This is a genomic window from Gemmobacter nectariphilus DSM 15620 (genome assembly GCF_000429765.1).
GTDB lineage: Bacteria > Pseudomonadota > Alphaproteobacteria > Rhodobacterales > Rhodobacteraceae > Wagnerdoeblera > Wagnerdoeblera nectariphila.
The window spans coordinates 88412-111521 of the sequence record NZ_AUCM01000011.1 but is presented as its reverse complement, the minus strand read 5'-3'; the positions used below and the strand labels follow the sequence as shown (position 1 = coordinate 111521).

18 protein-coding genes and 1 pseudogene are annotated in these 23110 nt (G+C 67.7%); 14 read left to right on the top strand and 5 right to left on the bottom strand.

Features of this window, described 5'->3' with window-relative positions; translation table 11 throughout:
* The first annotated feature begins 7 nt into the window (after window positions 1-7).
* From G481_RS0112870 to G481_RS0112815, 12 genes are all read left to right on the top strand, one after another.
* Window positions 8-1171, top strand: coding sequence for a thiolase family protein (locus G481_RS0112870; protein ID WP_211235203.1), 1164 nt, complete (start codon window positions 8-10; stop codon window positions 1169-1171).
* Complete coding sequence (locus G481_RS0112865; RefSeq protein WP_035025990.1) at window positions 1171-2394, top strand: SDR family NAD(P)-dependent oxidoreductase; 1224 nt, start codon at window positions 1171-1173, stop codon at window positions 2392-2394. The genes G481_RS0112870 and G481_RS0112865 overlap by 1 nt, the downstream gene beginning before the upstream one ends.
* Window positions 2394-3167 carry a cyclase family protein gene (locus tag G481_RS0112860; RefSeq protein ID WP_028030404.1) on the top strand — a complete coding sequence of 258 codons (774 nt, stop codon included), beginning with the start codon at window positions 2394-2396 and terminating at the stop codon, window positions 3165-3167. The genes G481_RS0112865 and G481_RS0112860 overlap by 1 nt, the downstream gene beginning before the upstream one ends.
* Before the next feature lie 41 nt (window positions 3168-3208).
* Window positions 3209-4828 carry an AMP-binding protein gene (locus G481_RS0112855; RefSeq protein ID WP_028030403.1) on the top strand — a complete coding sequence of 540 codons (1620 nt, stop codon included), beginning with the start codon at window positions 3209-3211 and terminating at the stop codon, window positions 4826-4828.
* Window positions 4829-4960: 132 nt separating this feature from the next.
* Window positions 4961-5935, top strand: coding sequence for a TRAP transporter substrate-binding protein DctP (gene dctP / locus G481_RS23740; RefSeq protein ID WP_051294518.1), 975 nt, complete (start codon window positions 4961-4963; stop codon window positions 5933-5935).
* A 98-nt stretch (window positions 5936-6033) separates the two neighbouring features.
* On the top strand, window positions 6034-6546 hold the full coding sequence (locus tag G481_RS0112845; RefSeq protein ID WP_028030402.1) for a TRAP transporter small permease: 513 nt from the start codon (window positions 6034-6036) through the stop codon (window positions 6544-6546).
* A 3-nt stretch (window positions 6547-6549) separates the two neighbouring features.
* Complete coding sequence (locus tag G481_RS0112840; protein ID WP_028030401.1) at window positions 6550-7866, top strand: TRAP transporter large permease; 1317 nt, start codon at window positions 6550-6552, stop codon at window positions 7864-7866.
* Window positions 7867-7868: 2 nt separating this feature from the next.
* Complete coding sequence (locus G481_RS0112835) at window positions 7869-8567, top strand: EthD family reductase (protein WP_028030400.1); 699 nt, start codon at window positions 7869-7871, stop codon at window positions 8565-8567.
* 37 nt (window positions 8568-8604) lie between these two features.
* Complete coding sequence (locus G481_RS0112830) at window positions 8605-9303, top strand: GntR family transcriptional regulator (RefSeq protein WP_028030399.1); 699 nt, start codon at window positions 8605-8607, stop codon at window positions 9301-9303.
* Window positions 9300-10388 carry an LLM class flavin-dependent oxidoreductase gene (locus tag G481_RS0112825; protein WP_028030398.1) on the top strand — a complete coding sequence of 363 codons (1089 nt, stop codon included), beginning with the start codon at window positions 9300-9302 and terminating at the stop codon, window positions 10386-10388. Before G481_RS0112830 ends, G481_RS0112825 begins: the two co-directional genes overlap by 4 nt.
* Complete coding sequence (locus tag G481_RS0112820) at window positions 10385-11764, top strand: FAD-binding oxidoreductase (RefSeq protein WP_028030397.1); 1380 nt, start codon at window positions 10385-10387, stop codon at window positions 11762-11764. Before G481_RS0112825 ends, G481_RS0112820 begins: the two co-directional genes overlap by 4 nt.
* Entirely contained in the window at window positions 11761-12507 is a 747-nt protein-coding gene (locus G481_RS0112815; RefSeq protein ID WP_035025988.1) for an HpcH/HpaI aldolase family protein, read from the top strand. The genes G481_RS0112820 and G481_RS0112815 overlap by 4 nt, the downstream gene beginning before the upstream one ends.
* 49 nt (window positions 12508-12556) lie before the next feature.
* Here the strand turns inward: G481_RS0112815 and G481_RS0112810 are convergent, their stop codons facing one another.
* The gene (locus tag G481_RS0112810; RefSeq protein WP_028030395.1) at window positions 12557-13795 is read right to left on the bottom strand and encodes a Tm-1-like ATP-binding domain-containing protein; all 1239 of its coding nucleotides are present in this window, start codon (window positions 13793-13795) and stop codon (window positions 12557-12559) included.
* A 136-nt stretch (window positions 13796-13931) separates the two neighbouring features.
* Window positions 13932-15179, bottom strand: coding sequence for an aminopeptidase (locus G481_RS0112805; protein ID WP_028030394.1), 1248 nt, complete (start codon window positions 15177-15179; stop codon window positions 13932-13934).
* Between G481_RS0112805 and G481_RS0112800 the strand changes: the two genes are divergently transcribed.
* Window positions 15178-16689, top strand: coding sequence for an aldehyde dehydrogenase family protein (locus G481_RS0112800; RefSeq protein ID WP_425402461.1), 1512 nt, complete (start codon window positions 15178-15180; stop codon window positions 16687-16689). The genes G481_RS0112805 and G481_RS0112800 overlap by 2 nt on opposite strands.
* Window positions 16690-16712: 23 nt before the next feature.
* Here G481_RS0112800 and G481_RS0112795 read toward each other — a convergent pair whose 3' ends face one another.
* Complete coding sequence (locus G481_RS0112795; RefSeq protein ID WP_028030392.1) at window positions 16713-17267, bottom strand: YqgE/AlgH family protein; 555 nt, start codon at window positions 17265-17267, stop codon at window positions 16713-16715.
* 55 nt (window positions 17268-17322) lie between these two features.
* Between G481_RS0112795 and G481_RS26690 the strand changes: the two are divergent.
* Window positions 17323-17832, top strand: a pseudogene (locus G481_RS26690) (protein-disulfide reductase DsbD domain-containing protein); the annotation flags it as partial.
* A 355-nt stretch (window positions 17833-18187) separates the two neighbouring features.
* On the opposite strand, the gene G481_RS0112785 reads toward G481_RS26690, so the two are convergent.
* A complete protein-coding gene (locus G481_RS0112785; protein ID WP_028030391.1) occupies window positions 18188-21598 on the bottom strand; it encodes an efflux RND transporter permease subunit in 3411 nt (1136 codons plus the stop codon).
* A gap of 1 nt (window position 21599) precedes the next feature.
* The gene (locus tag G481_RS0112780) at window positions 21600-23060 is read right to left on the bottom strand and encodes an efflux RND transporter periplasmic adaptor subunit (protein ID WP_028030390.1); all 1461 of its coding nucleotides are present in this window, start codon (window positions 23058-23060) and stop codon (window positions 21600-21602) included.
* Window positions 23061-23110: the final 50 nt, after the last annotated feature.

The window sequence follows — 23110 nt, the reverse complement described above, 5'->3', positions numbered from 1 at the left end:
AATGTCCATGGCGCGGCAAGGCTATGATGGGGTGGTTCTGGCGGCGCCGGTGACGGTGCCCTATGCCCGGTTTTCCACCCGCCCGGCGCAATGGTGGGTGGGCAAGGCGCTGGCGGCGCTGGCCGAGGCTTCGGGCATCGCGCACCGGGATTTCGACGGGTTCTCGCTGGCCAGCTTTTCCATGGCACCCGACAGCGCGATTGGCCTGACCCAGCATTTCGGCCTGTCGCCCCGGTTTCTGGATTTCCTGCCGCTGGGCGGGGTGGCAGGGGTGGCCAGCATCCGCCGTGCCGCGCGGATCGTGCAGGCGGGCGATGCCGATGTGGTCGCCTGCATCGCCGCCGATACCAACGCGCCGCAAAGCTTCCGCCAGTCGCTGGAAAATTTCTCGCGCTTTTCGCAAGATGCGGTCTATCCCTATGGCGCGGGCGGGCCGAACGTGTCGTTCGCGCTGATCGCGCAGGCCTATATGGCGGAAACCGGCCTGACGCGGGCCGACATCGGGCAGTTGGCCGTCGCCCAGCGGGCCAATGCGCTGAAAAACCCCAATGCGCTGATGAAAAAGCCGCTCAGCCTGGACGAATACCTGAATTCGCGCCCCATCGCCCCGCCGATCCATTTGTTCGATTGCGTCATGCCCTGCGCCGGGGCCGAAGGCTTTCTGGTGATGCGCGAGGAAACGGCCAAGGCCCAGGGGCTGCCCTTTGTCCGCCTGACGGCGGCGATCGAACGGCACAACGGCTATCCTGATGATCCGGTCATGCTGCGCGGCGGATGGCAGCGCGATGTGGCCGATCTATGGGCCATGGCGGGCGTCGCGCCGGGCACGGTCGATCTGGTGCAGACCTATGACGATTATCCGGTGATCAGCGCGATGCAGCTGGCCGATCTGGGCTTTTGCACCGCCAAGGGCCTGCCCGAGTTCCTGAATTCCCACGATTTCACCACCACCGGCGATCTGCCGCACAATACCAGCGGCGGGCAGCTGTCGGCCGGGCAGGCGGGCTGTGCGGGCGGGCATATCGGGCTGGTGGAAAACATCCGCCAGCTGACCGGCACCGCCGGCGCGCGTCAGGTCAAGGGCGCGCGGCGTGCCCTGGCCATGGGGTTTGGGATGATCAACTTCGACCGGGGCCTCGGGTCCGGCGCCGTGGTGCTGGAGGCTGCGTGATGCGGATCAAGAAGAACCCCGTTCTGCGCACCCGCCGCCCGCTGCTGCCGCCCGGTGCGCGCAGCCGCGCCGCGCATCTGCTGGCCGCGGCGGCCGGTCAGGGGCGGTTTGACCTCCCCTGCTGCACGGGCTGTGGCCGCTTTGCCTGGCCGATGCCGGAACTGTGCGCCGCCTGCCTGTCCGAGGTTGCGCTGAAACCTGCCCCGACCGGCGCCACGGTGATCTCTGCCACCACGGCCGAGGTGCCGGCCGACAGCTATTTCCGCGAACGCGCGCCATGGCGTGTCGGGCTGGTGCAGATGGACTGCGGCCCGCAGGCCGTGGTGCATCTGGGCCCCGATTGCGCGCCGGGCGACAAGGTTGCGCTGAGCCTGATGCTGGACCGCGCCGGGCAGGCGGTGCTGTTCGCCGCCAAGAAGGGGCAGGCCATGACCGCCGATCCGCAATGGCACGAGATGACCGCCAACCCCCGTGACCGCCGCGTGCTGATCACCGATGCGCGCCACGTTGCCGCCTTGCCGCTGGCCTGCGCGCTGGCCAAGGCGGGGGCGGCCGCGATCCTTGTCGGTGTGCCCGAGGACTGGAAGCCCCTGCCCACGCGCGAGGCGTTTGCGGCGATCCCCGGCGTTTCCCTGTTGCCGCTGGACGTGATCTCGGATCGTTCGGTCGAGGATCTGGCACGCGACATTGGCGGCAAGGTCGAGATCCTGATCAACACCGCCGATCTGCCGCGCCCCGGCGGCCTGGGCGCCCCGGCTGCTGCGGCCGAGGCACGTCAGGCGATGGAGGTCGTGGCCTTTGGCCTGATGCGGCTGGCGCGTGTGTTCGGCCCGGCGATGGCCGGGCGCGGGGCGGATGGCGACAAGGGCGCGGTGGCCTGGGTCAACGTGGCCTCGGTCTTTGGCCGTGTCCATGCGCCGGGGCTGGCGGGCTATGGCGCTGCCCATGCCGCCGCATTGGCCTATGGTCAGGCCTTGCGCGCCGATCTGGCCCAAGGCGGCGTGCGGCTGATGACCGTGCTGTCGGGGCCGACCGAGGATGACTGGTTCCAGACCTTTCCCCAGCCCAAGGTTGGCGGCTCGGCGCTGGCGAATGCGATTGTCTCGGGGCTGATGAAGGGGCTGGAAGAGGTCGTCGTCGGCGATCTGGCCCGCGATCTGCTGGACCGGCTGGCTGAAAATCCAAAGGCAGTCGAACGCGAACTTGCGCAGGGGAGATTCTGATGGTCCTTGAGACGCTCACCGCCGCATTGGCAACCGGCGCAGTCCGCGTGGTGGATCTGACCCAGACGCTGACCGAAGATTTCCCCACCATCGTCCTGCCGCCGGAATTTGGCGCCTCGGCCCCGGTGCGGATCGAACGGATCAGCCGCTATGACGCGGCTGGCCCCGCCTGGTATTGGAACAACCTGTCGTTCGGGGAACATACCGGCACGCATTTCGACGCGCCCGCCCATTGGTTCACCGGCCGCGACATCCCGCGTGGCACCGTCGACACCCTGCCGCCCGAACATATGGTCGCGCCTGCCGTGGTGATCGACTGTTCGGCCGCCAGCGCGACGGATGACGACCACCTGCTGACCCGCGTGGCGCTGGAGGCATGGGAGGCCGAACACGGCCGCATTCCCGCTGGTGCCTGGGTGCTGATGCGCTCGGACTGGTCGCAGCGCAGGGGCGCCGCCTATGCCAACCTGCGCGCCGATGGCGCCCATACCCCCGGCCCGGATGCCGAGGCGATGCGCTGGCTGGTCCATGACCGGGGCATCCTTGGCTTTGGCACCGAAACCATCGGCACCGATGCCGGGCAGGGCGGCGATTTCACCCCGCCCTATCCGGCGCACCACTATCTGCACGGCGCCGGCCGCTATGGCCTGCAATGCCTGACCAACCTGCACCTGGTGCCGCCGACGGGCGCGGTGCTGCTGGCCGCGCCGCTCAAAGTTCACGAAGGCTCTGGCAGCCCGCTTCGGGTGCTGGCGCTTGTTCCCGGCGCATAAGGCGCCCCCCAAATTTCGCCGTTCGCAAAGGTGACCCAGCCATGACCCCCGCCTTCTCGCCCTCGCAACTGCTGACCGCGCAGGCGGCAAGGTTTGCCGATCGCCCGCTGTTCATCGTTCCGCAATCGGTGGCGGCGATGTGGGGGACCGATCAGACCGAATGGACCTATGCCGAGGTCGAGGGAAAGGTTCAGGCGCTCCGCGCGGCCTATGCGGCGGCGGGCTATGGGCCGGGGCACCGCGTGGCGCTGCTGCTGGAAAACCGGCCGGCGCATTTCTTTCACTGGCTGGCGCTGAACGGGCTGGGCGTGGCGATCGTGCCGATCAATCCCGATGCGACGCATGAGGAAATCGCCTATCTGACCGGCCATTCCGGCGCGGTGCTGGCGGTGGCGACAGCGTCGCGTCTGGCGCAGATGCAGGGCCATGGCCTGCCGGCCATCGCCGATGGCGACCCGGTGCCCGCCGCCCCGACCCCGGCCGGCGCCGCCGCCGCGCCGGGCGATGGCGAATGCGCACTGATCTATACCTCGGGCACCACGGGCAAGCCCAAGGGCTGCATCCTGTCGGATCTCTACTTCATGAACTGGGGCACCTGGTATGTTGCCCAGCCCTCCCCCATCGCCCTGCGCGAAGGCATCGAGCGGCTGATGACCCCGCTGCCCTCGTTCCACATCAACGCCATGGGCAACAGCTTCATGGGGATGCTGGCCTGCGGCGGCGCGCAGGTGATCGTCGACCGCTTTCACCCCCGCAGCTGGTGGGACAATGCGCGCGAGACCGGGGCAACCTGCTTTCACTTCCTGGGGGTGATGCCCGCAATCCTGCTGGCGATCCCGCCTTCGGACCGCGACCGCGACCATGGCCTGCGCTATGGCATGGGGGGCGGTGTCCACCCCGATCACCATGCGGTCTTCGAGGCGCGCTTTGGCGTGCCGCTGCTGGAAGGCTGGGCGATGACCGAGACCGGCGGGGCCTGCCTGCTGAGCGCGGTGACCGAACCGCGTCATGTCGGAGAGCGCTGCATCGGCCGGCCCGACCGCCCCGGTCCCGGCATGGATTACCGAGTGATCGACGACCAGGGGCTGGATGTTTCCCCCGGCACCCCTGGCGAACTGGTGGTCCGCGCCCAGGGGAGCGATCCCCGGCGCGGGCTTTTTTCCGGCTATCTGAACGATCCGGTGGCGACCGAAACCGCGTGGAAGGACGGCTGGTTCCACACCGGCGACATCGTGCGGCAGGATGCCGACGGCGCGCTGTATTTCATGGACCGCAAGAAGAACGTCATCCGCCGCTCGGGCGAGAATATCGCCGCGCTGGAGGTCGAGGGCGTGATCAACGCCCATCCGCTGGTGGCGCAATGCGCCGTGGTCGCGGCGGACGAGCCACTGCGCGGTGAAGAGGTCATGGCCGTCGTGGTGCCGAAACCCGGCGCGGATGAACCTGCGCTGGCCCGTGCCTTGCTGGACCATGCGGCCGAGCGGCTGGCCTATTTCAAGGTGCCCGGCTTTGTCGTGTTCCGCGATTCGCTGCCTGTCACCTCGACCCAGAAGGTGCGCAAGGCCGATCTGGGCGGGCTGACCGACAACCCGATGGCCGACCCGCGCGCCCATGATCTGCGGGCGGAAAAACAGGCGCTGCGGCGTCCTGCGATCCATTGATCAAATTGACAGGGAGGCGCTGGACACTGTATACAGAACACAAATAACGGCCAGCCCCAATGCAGGGCATGATCGACCAAAGCCCCGGCCCGACTGCGGAAACCGGATGCCACCACCAACAAGGAGCGACCCATGAAATTCCTCAAACCGGCGGCCTTTGCTGCCATGATGGCAGTGTTCGGCACCGCCGCTGCCGCCGAAGACGTCATCAACGCCGTCACCTTCACCCCGGGCCCGAGCGACTTCTCGAAGGAATTCGCCCGCTTCGTCGATGACGTGAACACCAAGGGCAAAGGCGTCGTCCGCATCGACATCAAGGGCGGGCCCGAGGTCATCCCGAACCCGCAGCAAGGCACCGCCCAGCAGTCGGGCCTGATCGACATGGTCCTGCTGCCTGCCGGTCTCTATCTGGAACTGGTGCCCGAAGGCGAAGTGCTTTCGGCCTCGACGCTGACCCCGATGGATGCGCGCAAGAATGGCGCCTGGGATCTGATCGACAGCATCTACCAGAAAAAGGGCAACGCCAAGCTGCTGGCCCACATGGATGCCTCGGCCGGCTTCCATCTGTGGACCGTGAACGAGCCCAAGCTGACCGCAGACGGCATGGTGGACTTCAAGGACATCGTGCTGCGCGCCTCGCCGCTCTACAAGCAGCTGTTCGAAAATCTGGGCGCCACCTTCATCATCCAGCCCGCTGGCGAGGTCTATACCTCGCTGGAGCGCGGCGTGATCAATGCGAACGCCTATCCGGCACTGGGCTATGCCTCGTTCGGCTGGGACAAGTTCACCAAGTATCGCGTCGATCCCAGCTTCTTCCGCATGGACGTGCTGATCTCGATGAACCTCGATGCCTTCAACGCGCTGTCGCCTGAAGCGCAGAAGATCATCGTGGAAACCGCCGAAGAGCACGAAAAGAAGAGCTTCGAGGAAACCGCCACCCTGGTCGAGAAGCTCAAGGCCGACATGGTCGCCAATGGCATGAAGGCCGTCGAGATGAAGGATCCGGGCAAGACCAAGTTCCTGGAAGCCGCCGCCGCCGCTTCGTGGCAGCGCATGGAAGCGCGCGACGCGACCTATATCGCCAAGCTCAAAGAGCTGTTCCAGTGATCTGAGAACCTTCGGGGCGGGCCTAGCCCGCCCCGTCGTCTTTGCAAGCCCTGCGCCGATGCGCCTGGTGGCTTGCCCCATTCCAACGGGATCCGTCCATGAAACTCCTGTTTGACCTGACAGGTCGCACGAGCCAGCTGCTGGCCGTGATCGCCCGTCTGCTCATCGGCGCGCTTGTGCTGCTGGTGGTGTCCGATGTGGCCGTCCGAAACCTCGGGATGCGCCCGCTTGGCTGGGCGGTGAACACCTCGGAATTCTTCCTGCTCTACATCACCTTCCTGTCGATGCCCTGGCTGATCCGGTCCAAGGGGCATGTCTTCGTCGAGTTCCTGCGCATCGCGCTGCCGACCTCGGCCAAGAAGGTCCTGGCGCGGATCGTCTATCTGGGCTGCATGGCGCTGTGCTTGTATCTGGGCTGGGTGGCGCTGAATTCGCTGACCCTGGCCGTGCAGCGGGGCACCTACGAGATGCGCACCTTCGACATTCCCAAATGGGTGGTCTTCACCCCCATGGTGGTCGCGTTTTTCCTGTCGGCGCTGGAATGGCTGCGCTACGCGCTGGGGTATGACGACATGTACGAGCGCGACCTGATGGAAGTCGGGGGGCACTGAGCGATGGATTGGCTTTACGCATTCGCGATTCTGATCTCGTCGATCATGGTGCTGATGGGGCTGGGCCTGCCTGTGGCCTTTGCCTTCTTTGCCACCAACATCATGGGGCTGTTCCTGTTCTTCGGCGGATCGCGCGGCGTGACGCAGATGATCTCGAACTTCTCCGAGGCGGTGACAACCTATTCGCTGGCGCCGCTGCCGATGTTCCTGGTGATGGGCAGCCTGTTCTTCCGCTCCGGTCTGGGCGAGCGGGTGATCCAGGCCATCGACCTTGCCATCGGCAACCTGCGCGGACGGCTCAGCTATGTGACGCTGGGCGCCGGGTCGATCTTTGCCGCATTGTCGGGGTCGTCCATGGCCAATGCCGGCATGATGGGCAGCCTGATGGCGCCCGAGATGCTCAAGCGCGGCTACAAGCCCCACATGGCCTATGGTCCCATCCTGGGCGCCGGCAGCCTTGCGGTGATCATTCCGCCATCCACCCTGGGCGTTCTGCTGGGCAGCCTGGCCGAGATTGACGTCGGTGCGCTGCTGATCGCGGGCGTGATCCCCGGGATCGTCCTGGTGCTGATGTATTCCGGCCTGATCTGGGTGCAGACCTCGATCGACCCGGAGGCCGCCCCGCAATACGAAACCCCCAAGGTCAGCGGCTGGCAGAAGCTGGGCACGATTGCCGCCAACATCCTGCCGATGGGCTTCCTGATCTTCTGCGTCGTCGGCACGATCATCATGGGCATCGCCACCCCGACCGAAAGCGCCGGTCTGGGCTGCATGGGCGTGGTCGCGCTGCTGATCGTCTATCGCAAGTTCAACCTGCGGGTGGTCTGGCAATCGCTGGACGATGCGATGAAGGTCACGGGGATGACCTTCCTGATCATCACCGCCTCGACGACCTTCAGCCAGGTCTTTGCCTTTTCGGGGGCGTCGAACGGCTTCATCACGGCGATCCTGTCGCTGGATGTCGGGCCCTATGGCATCCTGGCAATGATGATCCTTGTGGTGCTGATCCTTGGCATGTTCATGGATCAGGTCTCGATGATGCTGATCACCATTCCGCTGTTCATGCCGCTGGCCAAGCAGTTCGGCTTTGATCCGGTCTGGTTCGGGCTGATGCTTCTGCTGGCCTACGAGGTCGGGTTCACCACGCCGCCCTTTGGCATGCTGCTGTTCGTCGTGCTGGGCGTGGCGCCGCGCGAGACCACTCTGCGCACCATGGCGATGGCAGCGGCGCCCTATGTGGGGCTGACCATCGTGCTGATTGCGCTGGTGGCGGCAGTGCCCCAGCTGGCGCTATGGTTGCCAAGCATGATGGGACGATAGCGATGACCTTTGCCCTTGTTCTGTTCCACGATGCGGCCAGCGGCACCAATCCGCTGGTCCCCGAGGGCGAGCTTGCCGCCCTGCGCGCCCTGCTGGCCGGCGTGCCCGGTCTGACCGAGGCGCTGGTCTTTACTCCGGCCACGGCCAAGGACAGCTATACCGATGACGGCGCCTCGCCGCCCTTGGGGATGCAGCTGCACTTTGCCCGGCTGGAAGAGCTGGAGGCCGCCTGCGCCCAGGGCGGGGCCTTGCAGGGGCTGACGGCGGCCCTGCCGTCGCTGGCCGGGACACATGCCACGGCGCAGGCGTTCTGGCGCCGGACCTGGGCGGTGCCGGACCCGGTGCCGCAGGTCGCAGCCGGTGCGCTGCCCTGTTCCTTTGTCGTGCACTATCCCGGCCCGGCCCAGGACGACAACGCCTGGCACGCGCATTACATGCACGGCCATCCCCCGCTGTTCCAGCGCCTGCCCGGCATTCGCGGGATCGAGATCCTGACCCCGGTCGATTGGGTGTCGTTCCTGCCTCATCGCAAGGTGCGCCACCTTCAGCGCAACCGCGTGATGTTCGACAGCCCCGAGGCGCTGACCGCCGCCCTGCAATCGCCGGTCCGGCACGAGCTGCGGGCAGATTTCCACACCTTCCCGCCGTTCGAGGGGGGCAATTACCATTTCCCCATGTGGACCGAGACCGTGCGGCCGTAACCGGCCCTGCGGGCCTTGATCGAGTTCGGAGTATCCTGTGTCCTCGCCCGATTTTCGCATCCGTCGCCAACCGCCTCTTGCCGCGCAGGTCTATGATACGTTGCGCCGCATGATGCAGGCCCGGGTGTTCCAGCCCGGCGAGCGCATGGTCGAAGAGGATCTGGCCCGCCGTCTTGCGGTCTCGCGCACCCCCGTGCGCGAGGCAATGTTCCGGCTGGAACAGAACGGCATGCTGGAACAGCGCGATGGCGGTTTCCATGTGCCGCGCCTGACCCTGCGCGACGTCGAGGAAATCTTTCAGATGCGCCGCCTGCTGGAGCCGCAGGGGGTCGCAGATGTGGCCGCCGCCACGACCGATGGCGAACTGGCCGACTATATCGCCGGGCGCGACCGGGTGATCGCCTCGGCGAGCGACGAGGAATCGGCGGTCAAGGCCAACATCGCCTTTCGCGGCCTGTGGCTGGGGCGCATTCCGAACCGGCGGATGCAGGATGTGCTGATGCGTTTTGACGATCAGGTCGTTCTGGTGCGTCACGCGACTCTGCGTTCCGCCCAGTCGCGGGCCGATGCGGCCCATGGTGTCTGCCGTCTGGTCGAGACCTTTGCCGCCCGCGACCCGGTCGCCGCGCGCAAGGTGATGGAAGACTTCATCGACAGTGCGCTGTCGCATTTTCGTCAGGCCGTGACCGACCCGGTTGCCGCGCCTGCCACCCTTCAGCCGGAGCAAATGCCGTGACTCCTCATCCCATGCACGGACCCAGCCGTTTCAAGCTGGGCATCTTCGCCACCAATGCCGATGGCGGCCTGACCCTGACCAAGGTGCCCGAACGCTGGAGCGCAAGCTGGCCCGAGATCGTGCGCGCGGCCCAGATCGCGGACCGCGCCGGCATCGACTTCTTTCTGCCGATCGCCCGCTGGAAGGGCTTTGGCGGCGAGATGAACAACCGCCTGCATTCGTTCGAAACCTTCACCTTTGCTGCCGCGCTGGCCGGGGTGACGGAACGGATCGGCCTGTTTTCCACCGTCCATGTGCCGATGGTTCACCCGGTCTTTGCCGCCAAGGCCTGGGCGACGGTCGATCATGCGTCGAACGGACGGGCCGGGCTGAACGTCGTTGCCGGCTGGAACCCCGACGAGTTCAACCTGTTCGGGGTCAACAAGGTCGATGCGCCCTATGATCAGGCCAGCGAGTGGATCGACATCATCACGCGGCTTTATGCCGAAACCGCGCCCTTCGACTATGATGGCAAATACTACAGCCTCAAGGGCGCCGAGACGCTGCCCAAGCCGCTGCGCGGGACACGCCCGCCGGTGCTGAACGCGGCCTTCTCGCCGCCTGGCCGCGACTTTGCGGCGAAACATGCGGATTTCCTGTTCACCACCTTCAAGACCATCGAGGCAGGCAAGGGCACGATTGACGACGTTGCCAAGCGGTCTGCCGTGACCGGGCGCGATGTTGGGGTGTTCACGACCAACCATGTCGTCTGCCGCCCCAGCCGGGCCGAGGCCGAGGAGTATTACGAACATTATGCCGTCACCATGGCCGACAACGAGGCCGTGGACCAGCACACCAGCAAGCAATCGGCCAATGCCAACAACTTTGATCCCGAAACCTACAAGCAGCACCGCAAGTGGTTCGCGGGCGGCGGCGGCACCTTCCCGCTGATCGGCACGCCTGCCGATATTGCCGAGCAGATGGTCGAGATCTCGCGCGCCGGATTTGCCGGGACGGCGCTGTGCTTTGTGAACTACGCGAACGAGCTGCCCTATTTCTGCGAGGGCGTGTTGCCAATTCTGCAAAAGGCGGGGCTGCGGGGATGAGTGTCACGGAACGCCTGCTGGCCGCGCTTGGGCCCGATATCGTCTCGGCCGGTGGGGACGTGCCCGAGCGCAACCGCGCCGACTGGTCCGGCCTGCCTGCGGTGACACCGCTGGCGCTGGTGCGGCCGCGCAGCACCGCCGATGTGTCGGCCGCGCTGCGGATTTGCAACGAAACTGCCACGCCGGTTGTCACGCAGGGCGGGCTGTCGGGCCTGTGCGGCGGCGCGCATCCGATCGCGCAGGGCGTTGCCTTGTCGCTGGAACGGATGAACCGGGTGATCTCGGTCGATGTGGCGCAGGCCACCCTGACGGCCGAGGCAGGATGCGTGCTGCAAGTCGCGCAGCAGGCGGCGGCCGATCAGGGCATGATGCTGGCCGTCGATCTGGGCGCGCGCGGCACCTGCACGCTGGGCGGGGTGATTTCCACCAACGCAGGCGGCAATCAGGTGCTGCGCTATGGCATGACCCGCGATCACGTTCTGGGCGTCGAGGCCGTGCTGGCCGATGGCACGATCCTGCCTGCGCTGAACCGGCTGCTGAAGAACAACGTCGGGCTTGATCTCAAGCAGATGTTCATCGGGACCGAGGGCACGATGGGCGTCGTCACGCAAGCCGTGTTCCGCCTGCAACCGCGCCCCAGCCATGGGGCCACCGCCTTTGTCGGTGTCGCGGATTCAGCGGCGATGCTGGCCCTCTTGGCGCAGGCGCGCAAGGCGATGGGGCCGGCGCTGATTTCCTTTGAGGTGATGTGGCCCAGCTTCTACGACATCATGCGCGAGGGGATCGGGGCGCCGCATCCGCTGTCGGGCCAGCATGGGGTGTATGTCATCCTGGAGGCGGGCGGGTTCGACCCTTCGGTGCGCGAGCGGCTGGAGACGACGCTGGCCGACGCGATGGAGGCTGGTATCGTCGAAGATGCGGTGATCGCCGGAAACCTGCGCGAGGAACGCGCCCTGTGGGCCGTGCGGGAATCGGTCAGCGAATATCCCCGGATCATCGGCAAGCTGACGCCCTTTGACATCGGCATCCCGCTGGATCGCATGGCCGAGGCGGTGGCAACGCTGGAAGCTGCGATCAAGGCGCGCTGGCCCGATGCCCAGGCGCTGAGCTATGGCCATATGGGCGACAGCAACCTGCACCTTGTGGTCAACGTGCCATCGGCCGGGGCCGATCAGCCGACCAAGGACATCAAGGCGATGGTCTATGGTCTGACGCGCGATTACGCGGGCACGGTCTCGGCCGAACATGGGATCGGCACCATCAAGCGCGACGTGATCGGTTACAGCCGATCCGCCGAAGAACTGGCCACGATGCGGGCCGTCAAGGCTGCGCTGGACCCGCGCGGCATTCTCAACCCCGGCAAGGCATTTGCATGACCCCTTTGCGCCAACGTATCCAGGCGGCCCATGCGGGCGATCTGCCGGTGTTGCGCGGCCCGTTTCTTGCCGTGCCCTCGCCAGTGGTGACGGAAATTGCCTGCGGGTCGTTTCCCGATTTCGTCTGTATCGACATGGAACATGGGGCGGTCTCGCCGGAAACGGCGGAAAACATGGTGCGGGCGGCGGCCGTGCATCGTGTGTCAGCGCTGGTCCGGGTGCCGGGGGTCGATCCGGTGGCGATCGGGCAGGCGCTGGACTGGGGCGCCGAGGGCATTCTGGTGCCGCGCGTCAACACCGCCGACGAGGCGCGCCGGGTGGTGGATGCCGCCCACTATCCGCCGCATGGATCGCGCGGGGCCGGGCCGGGGCGCATGTCGGGCTATGGCCGGGCGATCCCCGAGGCGCTGGCGCGCGCCGCGCGGGAAACCGTGGTGGCGCTTCAGATCGAGACCGTCGAGGCGCTGGACCGCGTGGCCGAGATTGCGTCTGTTCCGGGGGTGGATCTGCTGTTCATCGGGCCGGGCGATCTGGGGGTCGGGCTGGCGGCCTCGGGTCGCAGCACGACGGTGGCCGAAGCGATCGACACCATCCTGACCGCCTGCGCCGCAGCTAGCCGCCCTGCCGGGATCTTCACCATGACGACCGAGGCGCTGGCCCCCCATGCGGGCCGGATCGCGCTGGGGATCGTCGGGTCGGATGCCACGATCCTTGTGGCCGGGTTTGACGCGGCCTTTGCCTGACGGGGTGTCGCAGCGCTGAAGCCGCCGCCCTTGCCGACAGGGGCGGCGGTCAGGGCCGGCCAGGCGGCACGACGCCCTCGGCAATCCAGCGGTCAAAGCGGGCAAGGACGGCCTCGGAAAAGGCGGCATCGTTGATATGGGCGTCCAGTTCGACCAGATCGGCGGTGGCCGGAATGGCCGCGCGCATCTCGTCGCAAAAGGCGTACAGGGCGGCCGGGTCGGACAGCGGGCCGCCGCTGCGGTCCCATTCGTTGCAGCCGTGCCGGGGCAGGAACAGCGTCACCGGCGCGGTGGCCTGTGACAGCTTTGCCCCGATGGCCTGCGCCACCTGCCGGCGTTGATCCGCGTTCAGCAGGTAGGATGACAGCAGCCGGTTATGGGCGTGGCTGGGTGTGTCGCGGAACGCCTCGGGCGCCGGGTGCCAGCCGACGACATCGACCAGATCATAGCAGCCCGGCGCGATCATCTGCGGCACACCGGCGCGGCCTGCGGCGGTCATGCGGCTTGGCCCGGCGGTGATGGCCGATCCGAACAGATGGTTCGACACCTCTTGCGGGGCAAAGTCCATGACGGCGGCAAAGGCGCCCTGTTCGGCCAGGTTTTCGAACGCCCGCCCGCCCATGCCGGTGGCGTGGAACACCGCCACCTCATAGCCGCGGCGTTCCAGTTCGGGTTTCAGCGCCACCATGTAGCGCAGCACCGTCTTGCCAAAGCTGGTCATGCCGATCATCGGCCGGTCATGGCGCGGCGGTTCCACCGCCCGGGCGGCGCCCAGCACCGCGCCCGCCGCCTGCGACAGCGCGGCCTTGCAGACCGGGTTCAGGCCATACAGCCCGCCGGCCCAAAGGATCATCTGCACATCCGCCGCCAGCCGTTCCGGCGGGATCATCGGGGAAAAGCTGACGGTCGAGACGATGTATTTCGGCACCCCCACCGGCAGCGCCGCGCACAGATCCAGCGCAAGGTCGGTCCCCATCGACCCGCCCAGCACCAGAACCCCATCAAACCGGCCTTCGGCGTGAAGCCGGCTGGCCAGCGCTGCCGCGCCGCGCGCCATCAGCTGCATCGCGGTGTTCTCGTCCTCGGCGGCGATGGCCTCGGCGATGCTGCCGCCACCTGCGGCTGCGACATCATGTTTGGACCAGTCGGCCGGCCGGCTGGCCTCGCCCAGGACCGAGACATCCATCGACAGGGCAGCCCCGCCCTGCGCCCGGATCACGCTGGCGATATAGGACAGCTCGTCATCCTTGGTGTCATAGGTGCCGACGATCAGGATACGCTCGCCCATTCGGTCCTCGTGGCGCTGGTGGGGCGCGCCGGGGGGGTCACACCCCCCGCGCCGGTTGGTTCTTGAACCAATGGCGCGACCTTCCGGCGCCCGTGGGGTATTTCCGGCAAGGTGAAAGAGCAGCGGCTGGCGCGGTTCAGGCCCATTCGCCCTTGCGCATCACCGGGGTGCGGCTGCCATCGGCGCCGATCCCGTCGATGTCCACCTGACCCGAGCCGATCATCCAGTCGACATGGATGATCGAGCTGTTGCCGCCCTGCGCGGCGATCTGGTCGGGCGTCAGGCTTGCGCCGCCCACGAAGCACTTGGAATAGCACTGGCCAAGCGCGATATGGCTGGCGGCGTTTTCATCGAACAGCGTGTTGTAGAACAGAAGGCCCGACTGCGAGATCGGCGAGGAATGCGGCACCAGCGCAACCTCGCCCAGACGGCGGGCGCCCTCGTCGCTGTCGATCAGCTTTTGCAGCACGTCCTGGCCCTTGGTGGCATGGGCCTCGGTGATCCGGCCGCCTTCAAAGCGCACGCGGATGCCATCGATCAGGCTGCCCTGATGCGACAGGGGCTTGGTGGCGGCGACATGGCCCTCGACGCGCAGGGCGTGAGGGGTGGTGAACACCTCTTCGGTCGGGATGTTCGGATTGCACGAGACGCCGTTCTTGGCGGTCGAGGCGCCGCCGTGCCATTCGTGGCCATCGGCAAGGCCAACGGTCAGGTCGGTGCCCGGCCCGGTGAAATGCAGCGCGGCAAAGCGCTGGCCGTTCAGCCAGCCCGACCGTTCCGCAAGGCGGGCAGAATGCGCGGCCCAGTCGGCGACCGGATCGTCGCCGTCGATCCGGCTGGCGGCAAAGATGGCCTCGGCCAGTTTGGCCTGCGCCGCGCGGCGCGGCAGGTCCGGGAACACCTGCCTTGCCCATGGCACGCCGGGCCAGGCCAGAAGCGACCAGTTGATGTCGAAGTTCGAGATCTTTTCCAGCGCCGGGCGATAGGCCAGGGCATTGGCGCGGCTGGCGCGGGCGACCTTGGCAGGGTCCTGTTCGGACAGCAGCATCGGGTTGTCACCGACCACGGCCAGCCGGGCCGCGTTCTTGCCATAGGCCTCGGCCATGCCCTTGTAGAGCCAGTCGGGCGCGCGGTCGAAGCTGTCGTCGGCAGCATGGCGGTAGCGCGCCAGCGCCAGAGTCTCGTCGTTGAAGATCGGCGTGACCAGCCCGGCCCCGGCCTGATAGGCATGCACCGCGATTCGGCGCACCAGCGGGGCGGCGGAAATCGGGGCAGTCAGCACCAGATCCTGCCCCGGCTGCAGGTTCAGCCCGACCTTGACCGCCACGCGGGCAAGTCGGTCGATGCGCTTGGGGTCGATCGGGGTCTTGGGTGTATCGGGCATGACGGGCCTTCCGGTCTGGATTTGCGACAGACTGGCGCTGTTCGCGGCGCCGCGCAAGTCGCTCTGGTCAAGGGCGGTGCGCTGCGGCAGGATCGGGCCGGAGGTGCCGATGACCGATCAGATCCACGATCCCATAGCTGCGGCCTTTGCCCTGCAAGCCGCAGGCACCGTCGCGCGGCGCACCGGCTTTGGCCTGGCCGAGCGCAAGGCCGCGCTGATCCGCCTGCGCGAGGTGCTGGGCCGGCGCCAGCCCGAGATCGTCGCCGCGCTGGCCGCCGATTTCGGCAAGCCCGAGACCGAGACATTGCTGACCGAGATCCTGCCCGTGCGGCAGGACATCGCGCTGGCGCTGCGCCGCATGCGCCGCTGGATGCGGCCGCGCCGCGTGGCGCCGACCGTGGCGACCCTTGGCACCAGCGCCCGGATCCGGCCCGAGCCGCGCGGCGTCTGCCTGATCGTCGCGCCGTGGAACTATCCGCTGAACCTTGCGCTGGGGCCGCTGGTGTCGTGCCTGGCCGCCGGGAACAGCGCGATCATCAAGCCCTCCGAGATGACCCCGGCGACATCTGCCCTGATCGCCGCCATCGTGGCCGAGGCGTTCAGCCCCGATCTGGTGACGGTGATCGAAGGCGGGGTCGAGGTATCACAGGCGCTGCTGGCGCTGCCGTTCGATCACATCTTCTTCACCGGCAGCCCCGAGGTGGGCAAGGTCGTGATGGCGGCGGCCGCGCGGCACCTGACCTCGGTCACGCTGGAGCTGGGGGGCAAGTCGCCCACCGTGATCGGGCCGGGGGCGGATGTGGCGCAGGCCGCGGCCTGGGTTGCCTTTGGCAAGTTCGCCAATGCCGGGCAGACCTGCATCGCGCCCGATCATGTCTATGTGCATCACGATGTGCGCGAGGCCTTCCTGCAGGCGCTGCGGGCGCGGATCGCCAAGGCCTATGGCGATGGGGCCTCGCCGCATCTGGCGCGGGTGGTCAACGATCGCCATGCCGGGCGGCTGCGGGCGCTGCTGGCAGATGCGCGTGACAAGGGCGCGCGGATCGTTCTGGGCGGGGATGGCGAGGGCACGCGCCTTGCGCCCACCCTGGTCGAGGCGGTGACGCCCGAAATGCGGTTGGACCAGGAGGAAATCTTTGGCCCCGTCCTGCCGGTGATCGCCTATGACGATCTGGACGCGGTGATCGCCCGGATCAACGCCCGACCCAAACCGCTGGCGCTCTATGTCTTTGACAAGGATCGCGGCTTTGCCGACCGGATCATCGGGGCCACCAGTTCGGGCGGGGTCGGGGTGAACCTGACGCTGCTGCATTACAGCCATCATGGCTTGCCCTTTGGCGGGGTCAACAATTCGGGGATCGGGGCCGCGCATGGGGAATTCGGGTTCCGGGCGTTCAGCCATGAACGGGCGGTTCTGGAAAACCGGTTCTCGGCGCTGACCATGGTGTTCCCGCCCTATACCGGACGGGTCAGGGGGCTGGTGCGGATGGCGCTGCGGCTGTTGGGGTAGGGCGGGGGTCACCCCGCCGCGCCCTACGCCCGGCCTGCGGTTGACGACAGCGTCAGCGGGTCGATCTTCAGCGTGGCCAGCGCGGCCGCCCATTTGGCGCCCTGGTCCGATCCGAACACCAGATCGGGCGCCGCATCGGCGGTCAGCCAGTCGTTGCGCAGGATTTCCGATTCGAGCTGCCCTGGCCCCCACCCGGCATATCCCAGCGCCAGAAACGCCTGTGCAGGACCGGCGCCCCGGGCCAAGGCCTCGAGCACGTCCTGGGTTGCGGTCATCGCCAGACCGCCCGGAACCTTCATCGTGCCGGCGGCCGATTGCCAGCTGTCGCCATGCAGAACGAAGCCGCGCCCCGGCTCGACCGGGCCGCCATACTGGATCTGGATCGGGGCGACCGAATCGCCATGGGCGATGCCGATCTGATCCAGAAGGCGCGAGAAATTCAGATCCGGCATGGGCTTGTTGACGATCAGACCCATGGATCCTTCGTCGGAATGGCTGCAAACAAGGATCACGCTGCGTTCAAAGCGCGGGTCGCCCATCGCGGGCATGGCGATCAGGAACTTTCCGGTCAGATCCATCCGGGGCCCTCCGCTGGTGTGTCCATGGGGCAAGGGTGGCGGTTGAAAGCGTTGCATGCAAGCCACCCTCGCGCGCGCATCGCCGGAATGTGACTTTGAAATAGCGCCCCGACGACCGAAAAGCAGCATCATGCTGAAAACTGTCCTGCGCCCCCTGGCCCTTGCCGTCGCCCTTCTGTCCAGCGCCTCGCCGATGCAGGCGCAATCGCTGGGCGATATCATGTCGGCCGAACTGCTGCCCGGCTGGCGCACGGAACGCGGCACGCATATGGCCGCGATCCGGCTGACGCTGTCGCAAGGCTGGAAGACCTATTGGCGCAGTCCGGGCGATGCGGGCATTCCGCCGGAATTCAACTGGCAGGGGTCGGACAATCTGGGCGCCGTGCGTCTGCACTGGCCGGTGCCCGAGGTGTTCCACTTCAACGGAATGCAGGCCATCGGCTATTCGCATGAACTGGTGCTGCCGGTCGAGATCTGGCCCCAGGTGGCCGGCCAGCCGGTGCGGCTGGATACCACGCTGGATCTGGGCGTGTGCCGCGATATCTGCGTGCCGGCCAATGTGCGGCTTGAGGCCGTTCTGGCACCCACGGGCGCCGCCGATCCCGTGATCCGCGCCGCGCTGAAGGACCAGCCGGGCAGTGCCGGTGCCGCCGGCCTGCGCATGGCCAGCTGCGAGGTCGAACCGATGCGCAAGGGCCTGAGGCTGCGGGCCGTGCTGGACATGCCGCGCTTGGGCCCCGACGAGGTGGTCGTGGTCGAATCCGGCGATCCCTCGATCTGGGTGGCCGAAGCCGACACCCGGCGCGAGGGGGGGCGGCTGGTCGCGGAAACCCAGCTGGTCGCGGTCGATCGCAAGCCCTTTGCGCTGGATCGCTCGGCCCTGACCATCACGGTGCTGTCGGGCGGCAAGGCGGTGGAACTCAGGGGCTGTCCTGCCCCGCGGATCGACCTGCCGCTTGCCGGGGTGACAGCGCCGCAACGGCCGTCGCTAGCGCTGCAAGTGCCACTGTCCCGCCCAGGAACAGCAGAGCCGCAGCAGGAACCGGCGGCAACCCGCGCAGCAGGTGGGCCAATGGGCCCGGCAGGGCGCCCGTAACCACCGCCCAGCCCAGCGTGCCCACGAACAGGGCAAGCACCGCAAGGCCCGTGCCCAGCATCAGCCCGCCCGCCAGCCCCGCGCGGCGGGTCTGGCCAAGCCCGCGCCGCAACGAGCGGAACGCGCGCCCCACGTCGGATTGCGCCGCGATCAGAGCGGGGACGACCAGCAGCACCAGCCCCATGCCAAAGCCCAGGCCATAGACCAGCGTGATCACGGTGGGCTTCAGGAACAGCGCCTGCGACGAGGTCTCATACAGCAGCGGCGCAAGCCCCGCGACGGTTGTGGTCGTGGTCAGCGTCACGGCGCGCAGCCGGTCCGACGCGCCGTCGATGATCGCGCGGTGCAGCGGGCGGGTGGCGGCCAGTTCGTCCACCGCGTCCACCAGTACGATGGAATCGTTGATGATGATCCCCGACATGCCCAGCAGCCCGACAATGGAAAACATCGACAGGGGCACGCCCCAGACATAATGCCCCCAGATCGCCCCCACGAGGCCAAAGGGAATGACCGACATCACCACCAGCGGGCGGGTCCAGCTGGCAAAGATCCAGGCCAGCACCAGATAGATGCCGGTCAGGCACAGGATCAGCCCCAGCATGGCATCGGACAGGAAGTCGCTTTCCTGCTCGGCCAGTCCGGTCTGTTGCCAGCCGACCCCGAAATCCTCGGCGATGCGGGGCAAGATCACGTCGGTCAGCTGGCGGCGCACTTCGGCCGAGGCGGCGGGGTCGTCTTCGGATATATCGCCGGTCACGGTCAGCACGCGCAGCCCGTTTTCGCGCCGCACCGTGGAAAAGCCGCTGCGCATCTCGACCCGGACCACATCCGCCAAGGGCAGCCAGGTGCCCCCGGCGGCGCGCAGATAGGTGCGGTCCAGGAAATCGGCCGTCAGCTCGCTTTCCGGCAGTTCTACCCGGATTTCGGCGGATCGCGGGCCATCGGGGTAGGTGGCAGCCTCGATCCCGTTCAGCCGCTCGCGCAATAGCCGCCCCAGGGTTTCCGCCGTGAACCCCAGCGCCTCGCCTTGGGGGGTCAGGGTCAGGACGATCTCGTCCTTGTCATAGGTCAGGTTGTCTTCCAGCGCGGACACGGCCGGAAAGGGCGCCAGCGCGCGTTTCAGCGCCTCGGCCGCGGCCTTCAGTGTCTGGGCGTCGGCGCCCGTCAGCTGCACCGACAGCGCATCGCCCCCGGGGCCAAAGCGCGAGCCCCGGAAACTGAGTTCCTCGACCTTGGGATGCGGGCGCAGCTCGGCCTCGATGGCCGAGAGGAATTCAAACGAGGAATAGGGCCGCAGATCCGGGTCGATCAGCTCGATCGAGATGGATCCCAGCAGATCGGGTTCCTTTACCTCGGACCCTGGCAGACCGCGCCCGGCATTGCCGCCGATCTGGCCGGTGACATAGCTGATCGGGTCGGTGCCATATTGTTCGGCATGGCGTTCGGCCACGACGCGGGTGGCGCGCTGCATCTCGGCCACCATCGCCATGGTGTCAGCCCGTGTCGCCCCCGGCAGCATCGAGAAATTGCCGCTGATCGACCCTTGTTCGGGCGAGTTGAAGAACCGCCAGCCGATATCGCCGCGCAAGAACAGGCCCGCCTGACTGGCCAGCGCCAGCACCGCCAGCGCCAGCACCGGATAGCGCGCCCGCACCACCAGCGCCATCAGCGGGCGGAACAGGCGGGCGCGGACCCAGCCAAAGCCGCGGTTGAACTGGCGCGAGGGCCAGTCATACCAGCGTTCCCGCGCGGTAGAGGCCAGCGCGTGGGTCATGTGGTTCGGCAAGATCAGGAAGCATTCGACCAGCGAGGCGATCAGCACCGCCACCACGGTAAAGGGAATATCCGCGATCATGGTGCCAAAGGTGCCGCCGACGACGAACAGCCCGGCAAAGGCGATCACGGTCGTCAGCGTCGAGGCAAAGACCGGCGAGGCCATGCGGATCGCGGCATTCTCGGCGGCCTCAAAGGGGGCCTCGCCCAGATTGCGGGCCCGGTGATCGGCATGTTCGGCCACGACGATGGCATCGTCCACCACCACGCCCAGGGTGATGATCAGCGCGAACAGCGACATCATGTTGATCGTCAGCCCGGCGCCATACATCACCGCGATGGCGGCGGCCATCGAGACCGGGATCCCCGCCGCCACCCAGATCGCGGTGCGCGCGTTCAGGAACAGGAACAGCAGCACCAGCACAAGGCCAAGGCCCATCAGGCCGTTTTCCAGCAGCAGGTTCAGCCGGTCGGTGATGCTTTCGGCGCGGGTGCGCACCAGGTCGATGTTCACGCCCTGCGGGACGGTCAGCTGCATCTCGTCCACGACGGCCTGCACCTGGGCCTGCATCTTGATGGCATCGCCCGTGGCCGAGCGATCCACCCGGATCTGCATGGCCGGGTTGTCCCCGACCAGAAAGGCGACATTGCGGTCGGCGCCCAGAACCTCGATCCCGGCAATGTCGCCCACGGTCAGCGTGGTGCCGTCGGCAGAGCGCCGCAAGATGATGGCGGCGATCTGATCGGCGCTGCGCCGCTCGGTGCCCATGACCACGCGGGCGGTGCCGCCGGCCACGTCGCCAGCCGGGGCGGATTGCACCTCGGCGGCGATGGCGGCGGCGATCTCGCGCATGGTCAGGCCGTGGCGCATCAGCGCGGCGGTGGGCACCCGCACCATGGTGCGCGGCGCGGCAATGCCCTGAATGGTGGTGCGCGTGATGCCCTGGGCGAACAGCCGGGCCGTCAGCTCGTCGGTCAGCTGGGCCAGCTGCGCGGGGGGCAGCGGGCCGGTGATGACCACATCCGTCACCCGGTCGCGCCAGTTGCCGCGCCGCACCTCGGGCAATTCGGCATCGTCCGGCAGGGTGCGGATGCTGTCGACGGCGGCCTGCACCTCGTCGCTGGCGCGGCCCATGTCCCAATCGGGTTCAAAGGTGACGGTGATGCTCGCCGCCCCCTCGCGCGACCGGGACGCGGTGCTTTCCACGCCCTCGACCGCCAGCAGCGCGGGTTCCAGCGCCTGCACGATGGCGCGGTCCACCTCTTCGGGGCCGGCGCCGGACCACAGGACGCTGACCGTGACAGTGCCGACCACATTGTCGGGAAAGAACTGGCTGCGGATGCGCAGCCCCGCGACCACCCCGGCCAGGATCATCAGCACCAGCAGCAGGTTGGCCAGCGTCCGGTGCCGGGTGAAATGCGACAGGATCCCGCGTGCCCGCGATTTGCCCGGTGTCGCCATCCTAGCCCCCGATCCGCGATTCAAGCCGCTGCACCGTCTGCGCCGGCACTTTGTCTTGCGCCAGCTGGGCCAGCAGCCGGGCCTTGGCCTCTTGCGGCATCCGGGCGTTGCCCTCGACAAAGGCGATCAGCGCGGCGCGGCGTTCCGGGGTCAGTTCGACCATGTCGGGGGCCGGGGCGGCGGCGCGGCTGTCGCCCTGGCGGATCGGCCGGACCTTCACCCCGTTGCCCAGCAGGGGGGTGCGTTCCGTCACCAGCTCGCGCCCGTCCAGTGCGCGGGCGCGCAGGATCACGCTGTCGCCCTGCCGCCGCTCCAGCGCGACCGGCACGGCCTCCAGCCGCTCTTCGGGGCCAAGGGCCAGAACCGTGCCATCATTCCCCAGCGCGGTGGCCGGCAAGGCAAACACCCCGTTCAGGGGCGGTTCGGGGATATGCAGCGTCACGAAATCGCCAGGGCGCAGGCCGGGCGCGGGGTCAAGCGTGGCATAGACGACGCGGCCCGACTGCCCCGCGCCCACCACGGCACTGCTGCGCGCGAGCGCGCCCTGCGCCACGATCTGCGCATCGGGCAGATCCAGCGTTGCCTTGACCGGAACCGCCCGCAAGGCCCCCTCGGGTGTCAGAAGCCGGGCATATTGCGCGGTCGAGATGCGGGCCGATACTTCCAGCGCGTCAGGGTCGACGATCTCGCCCAGCTTTTCGTTCATGCCGACCAGCCCGCCCTCGACCACCGCCACGGCGGACAGCCGGCCGGTGAACCCTGCGGAAACCTCGGTCTCGGCCAAGGCGCGTTCCGCCTCGGCGATGGTGATCGCCAGCCGGTCCAGCGCCACGGCGGCCTGATCGACGCGCGCCTCGGCGCTGACGACGGCCTGACGGCGCGACAGCACTGCCTGTTCGGCCTGCTGCGCAGCCAGTTCCGCCGTTTCCAGCGCAGCATCCGACCCGACGCCGCGGTCGCGCAGCGTGCGCTGACGATCGGCCGCCGCCCGGCGCAGGTCGGCCTGCGCCTGGGCCGAGGCCGCCTCGTCCCGCGCAAGGGTCAGGGCCCGTGCCGCATCACGCGCCTCGGCTTCGGCCCGGACGCGGTCTGAAAGCGCAAGGTTCAGCGCGGCGCGCGCATCCGATGGGTCCAGCCGCAGCAACACCTGCCCGGCCTGAACCTGGGCGCCATCCTCGAACCCGTCGGCCAGCCAGACGATGCGGCCCGCCCGCGGCGCCCGCACCTCCAGCGTGCGGCGCGAACGCACCTCGCCCCAGACCTGCATTTCGGGTGTGACCTGGCCGACGCTGACCGCCACGACCGGCGCCGCATAGACCCGCTCGCGCACCGCGCGCGGTGTCGATTTCTCGGCCCAGCGGGCCTTCAGCCCGGTATAGACCGTGTTTGCGGCCAAGGTCAGCACCGCCAGCGTCACCGCCAGCAAGACAATCGCGATCATCGAGCGCATGACAAAGCGCATCGGGTGGCCCTCTCCTTGCTTGATCCGGCACTGTCGCGCCAGACCCCGCC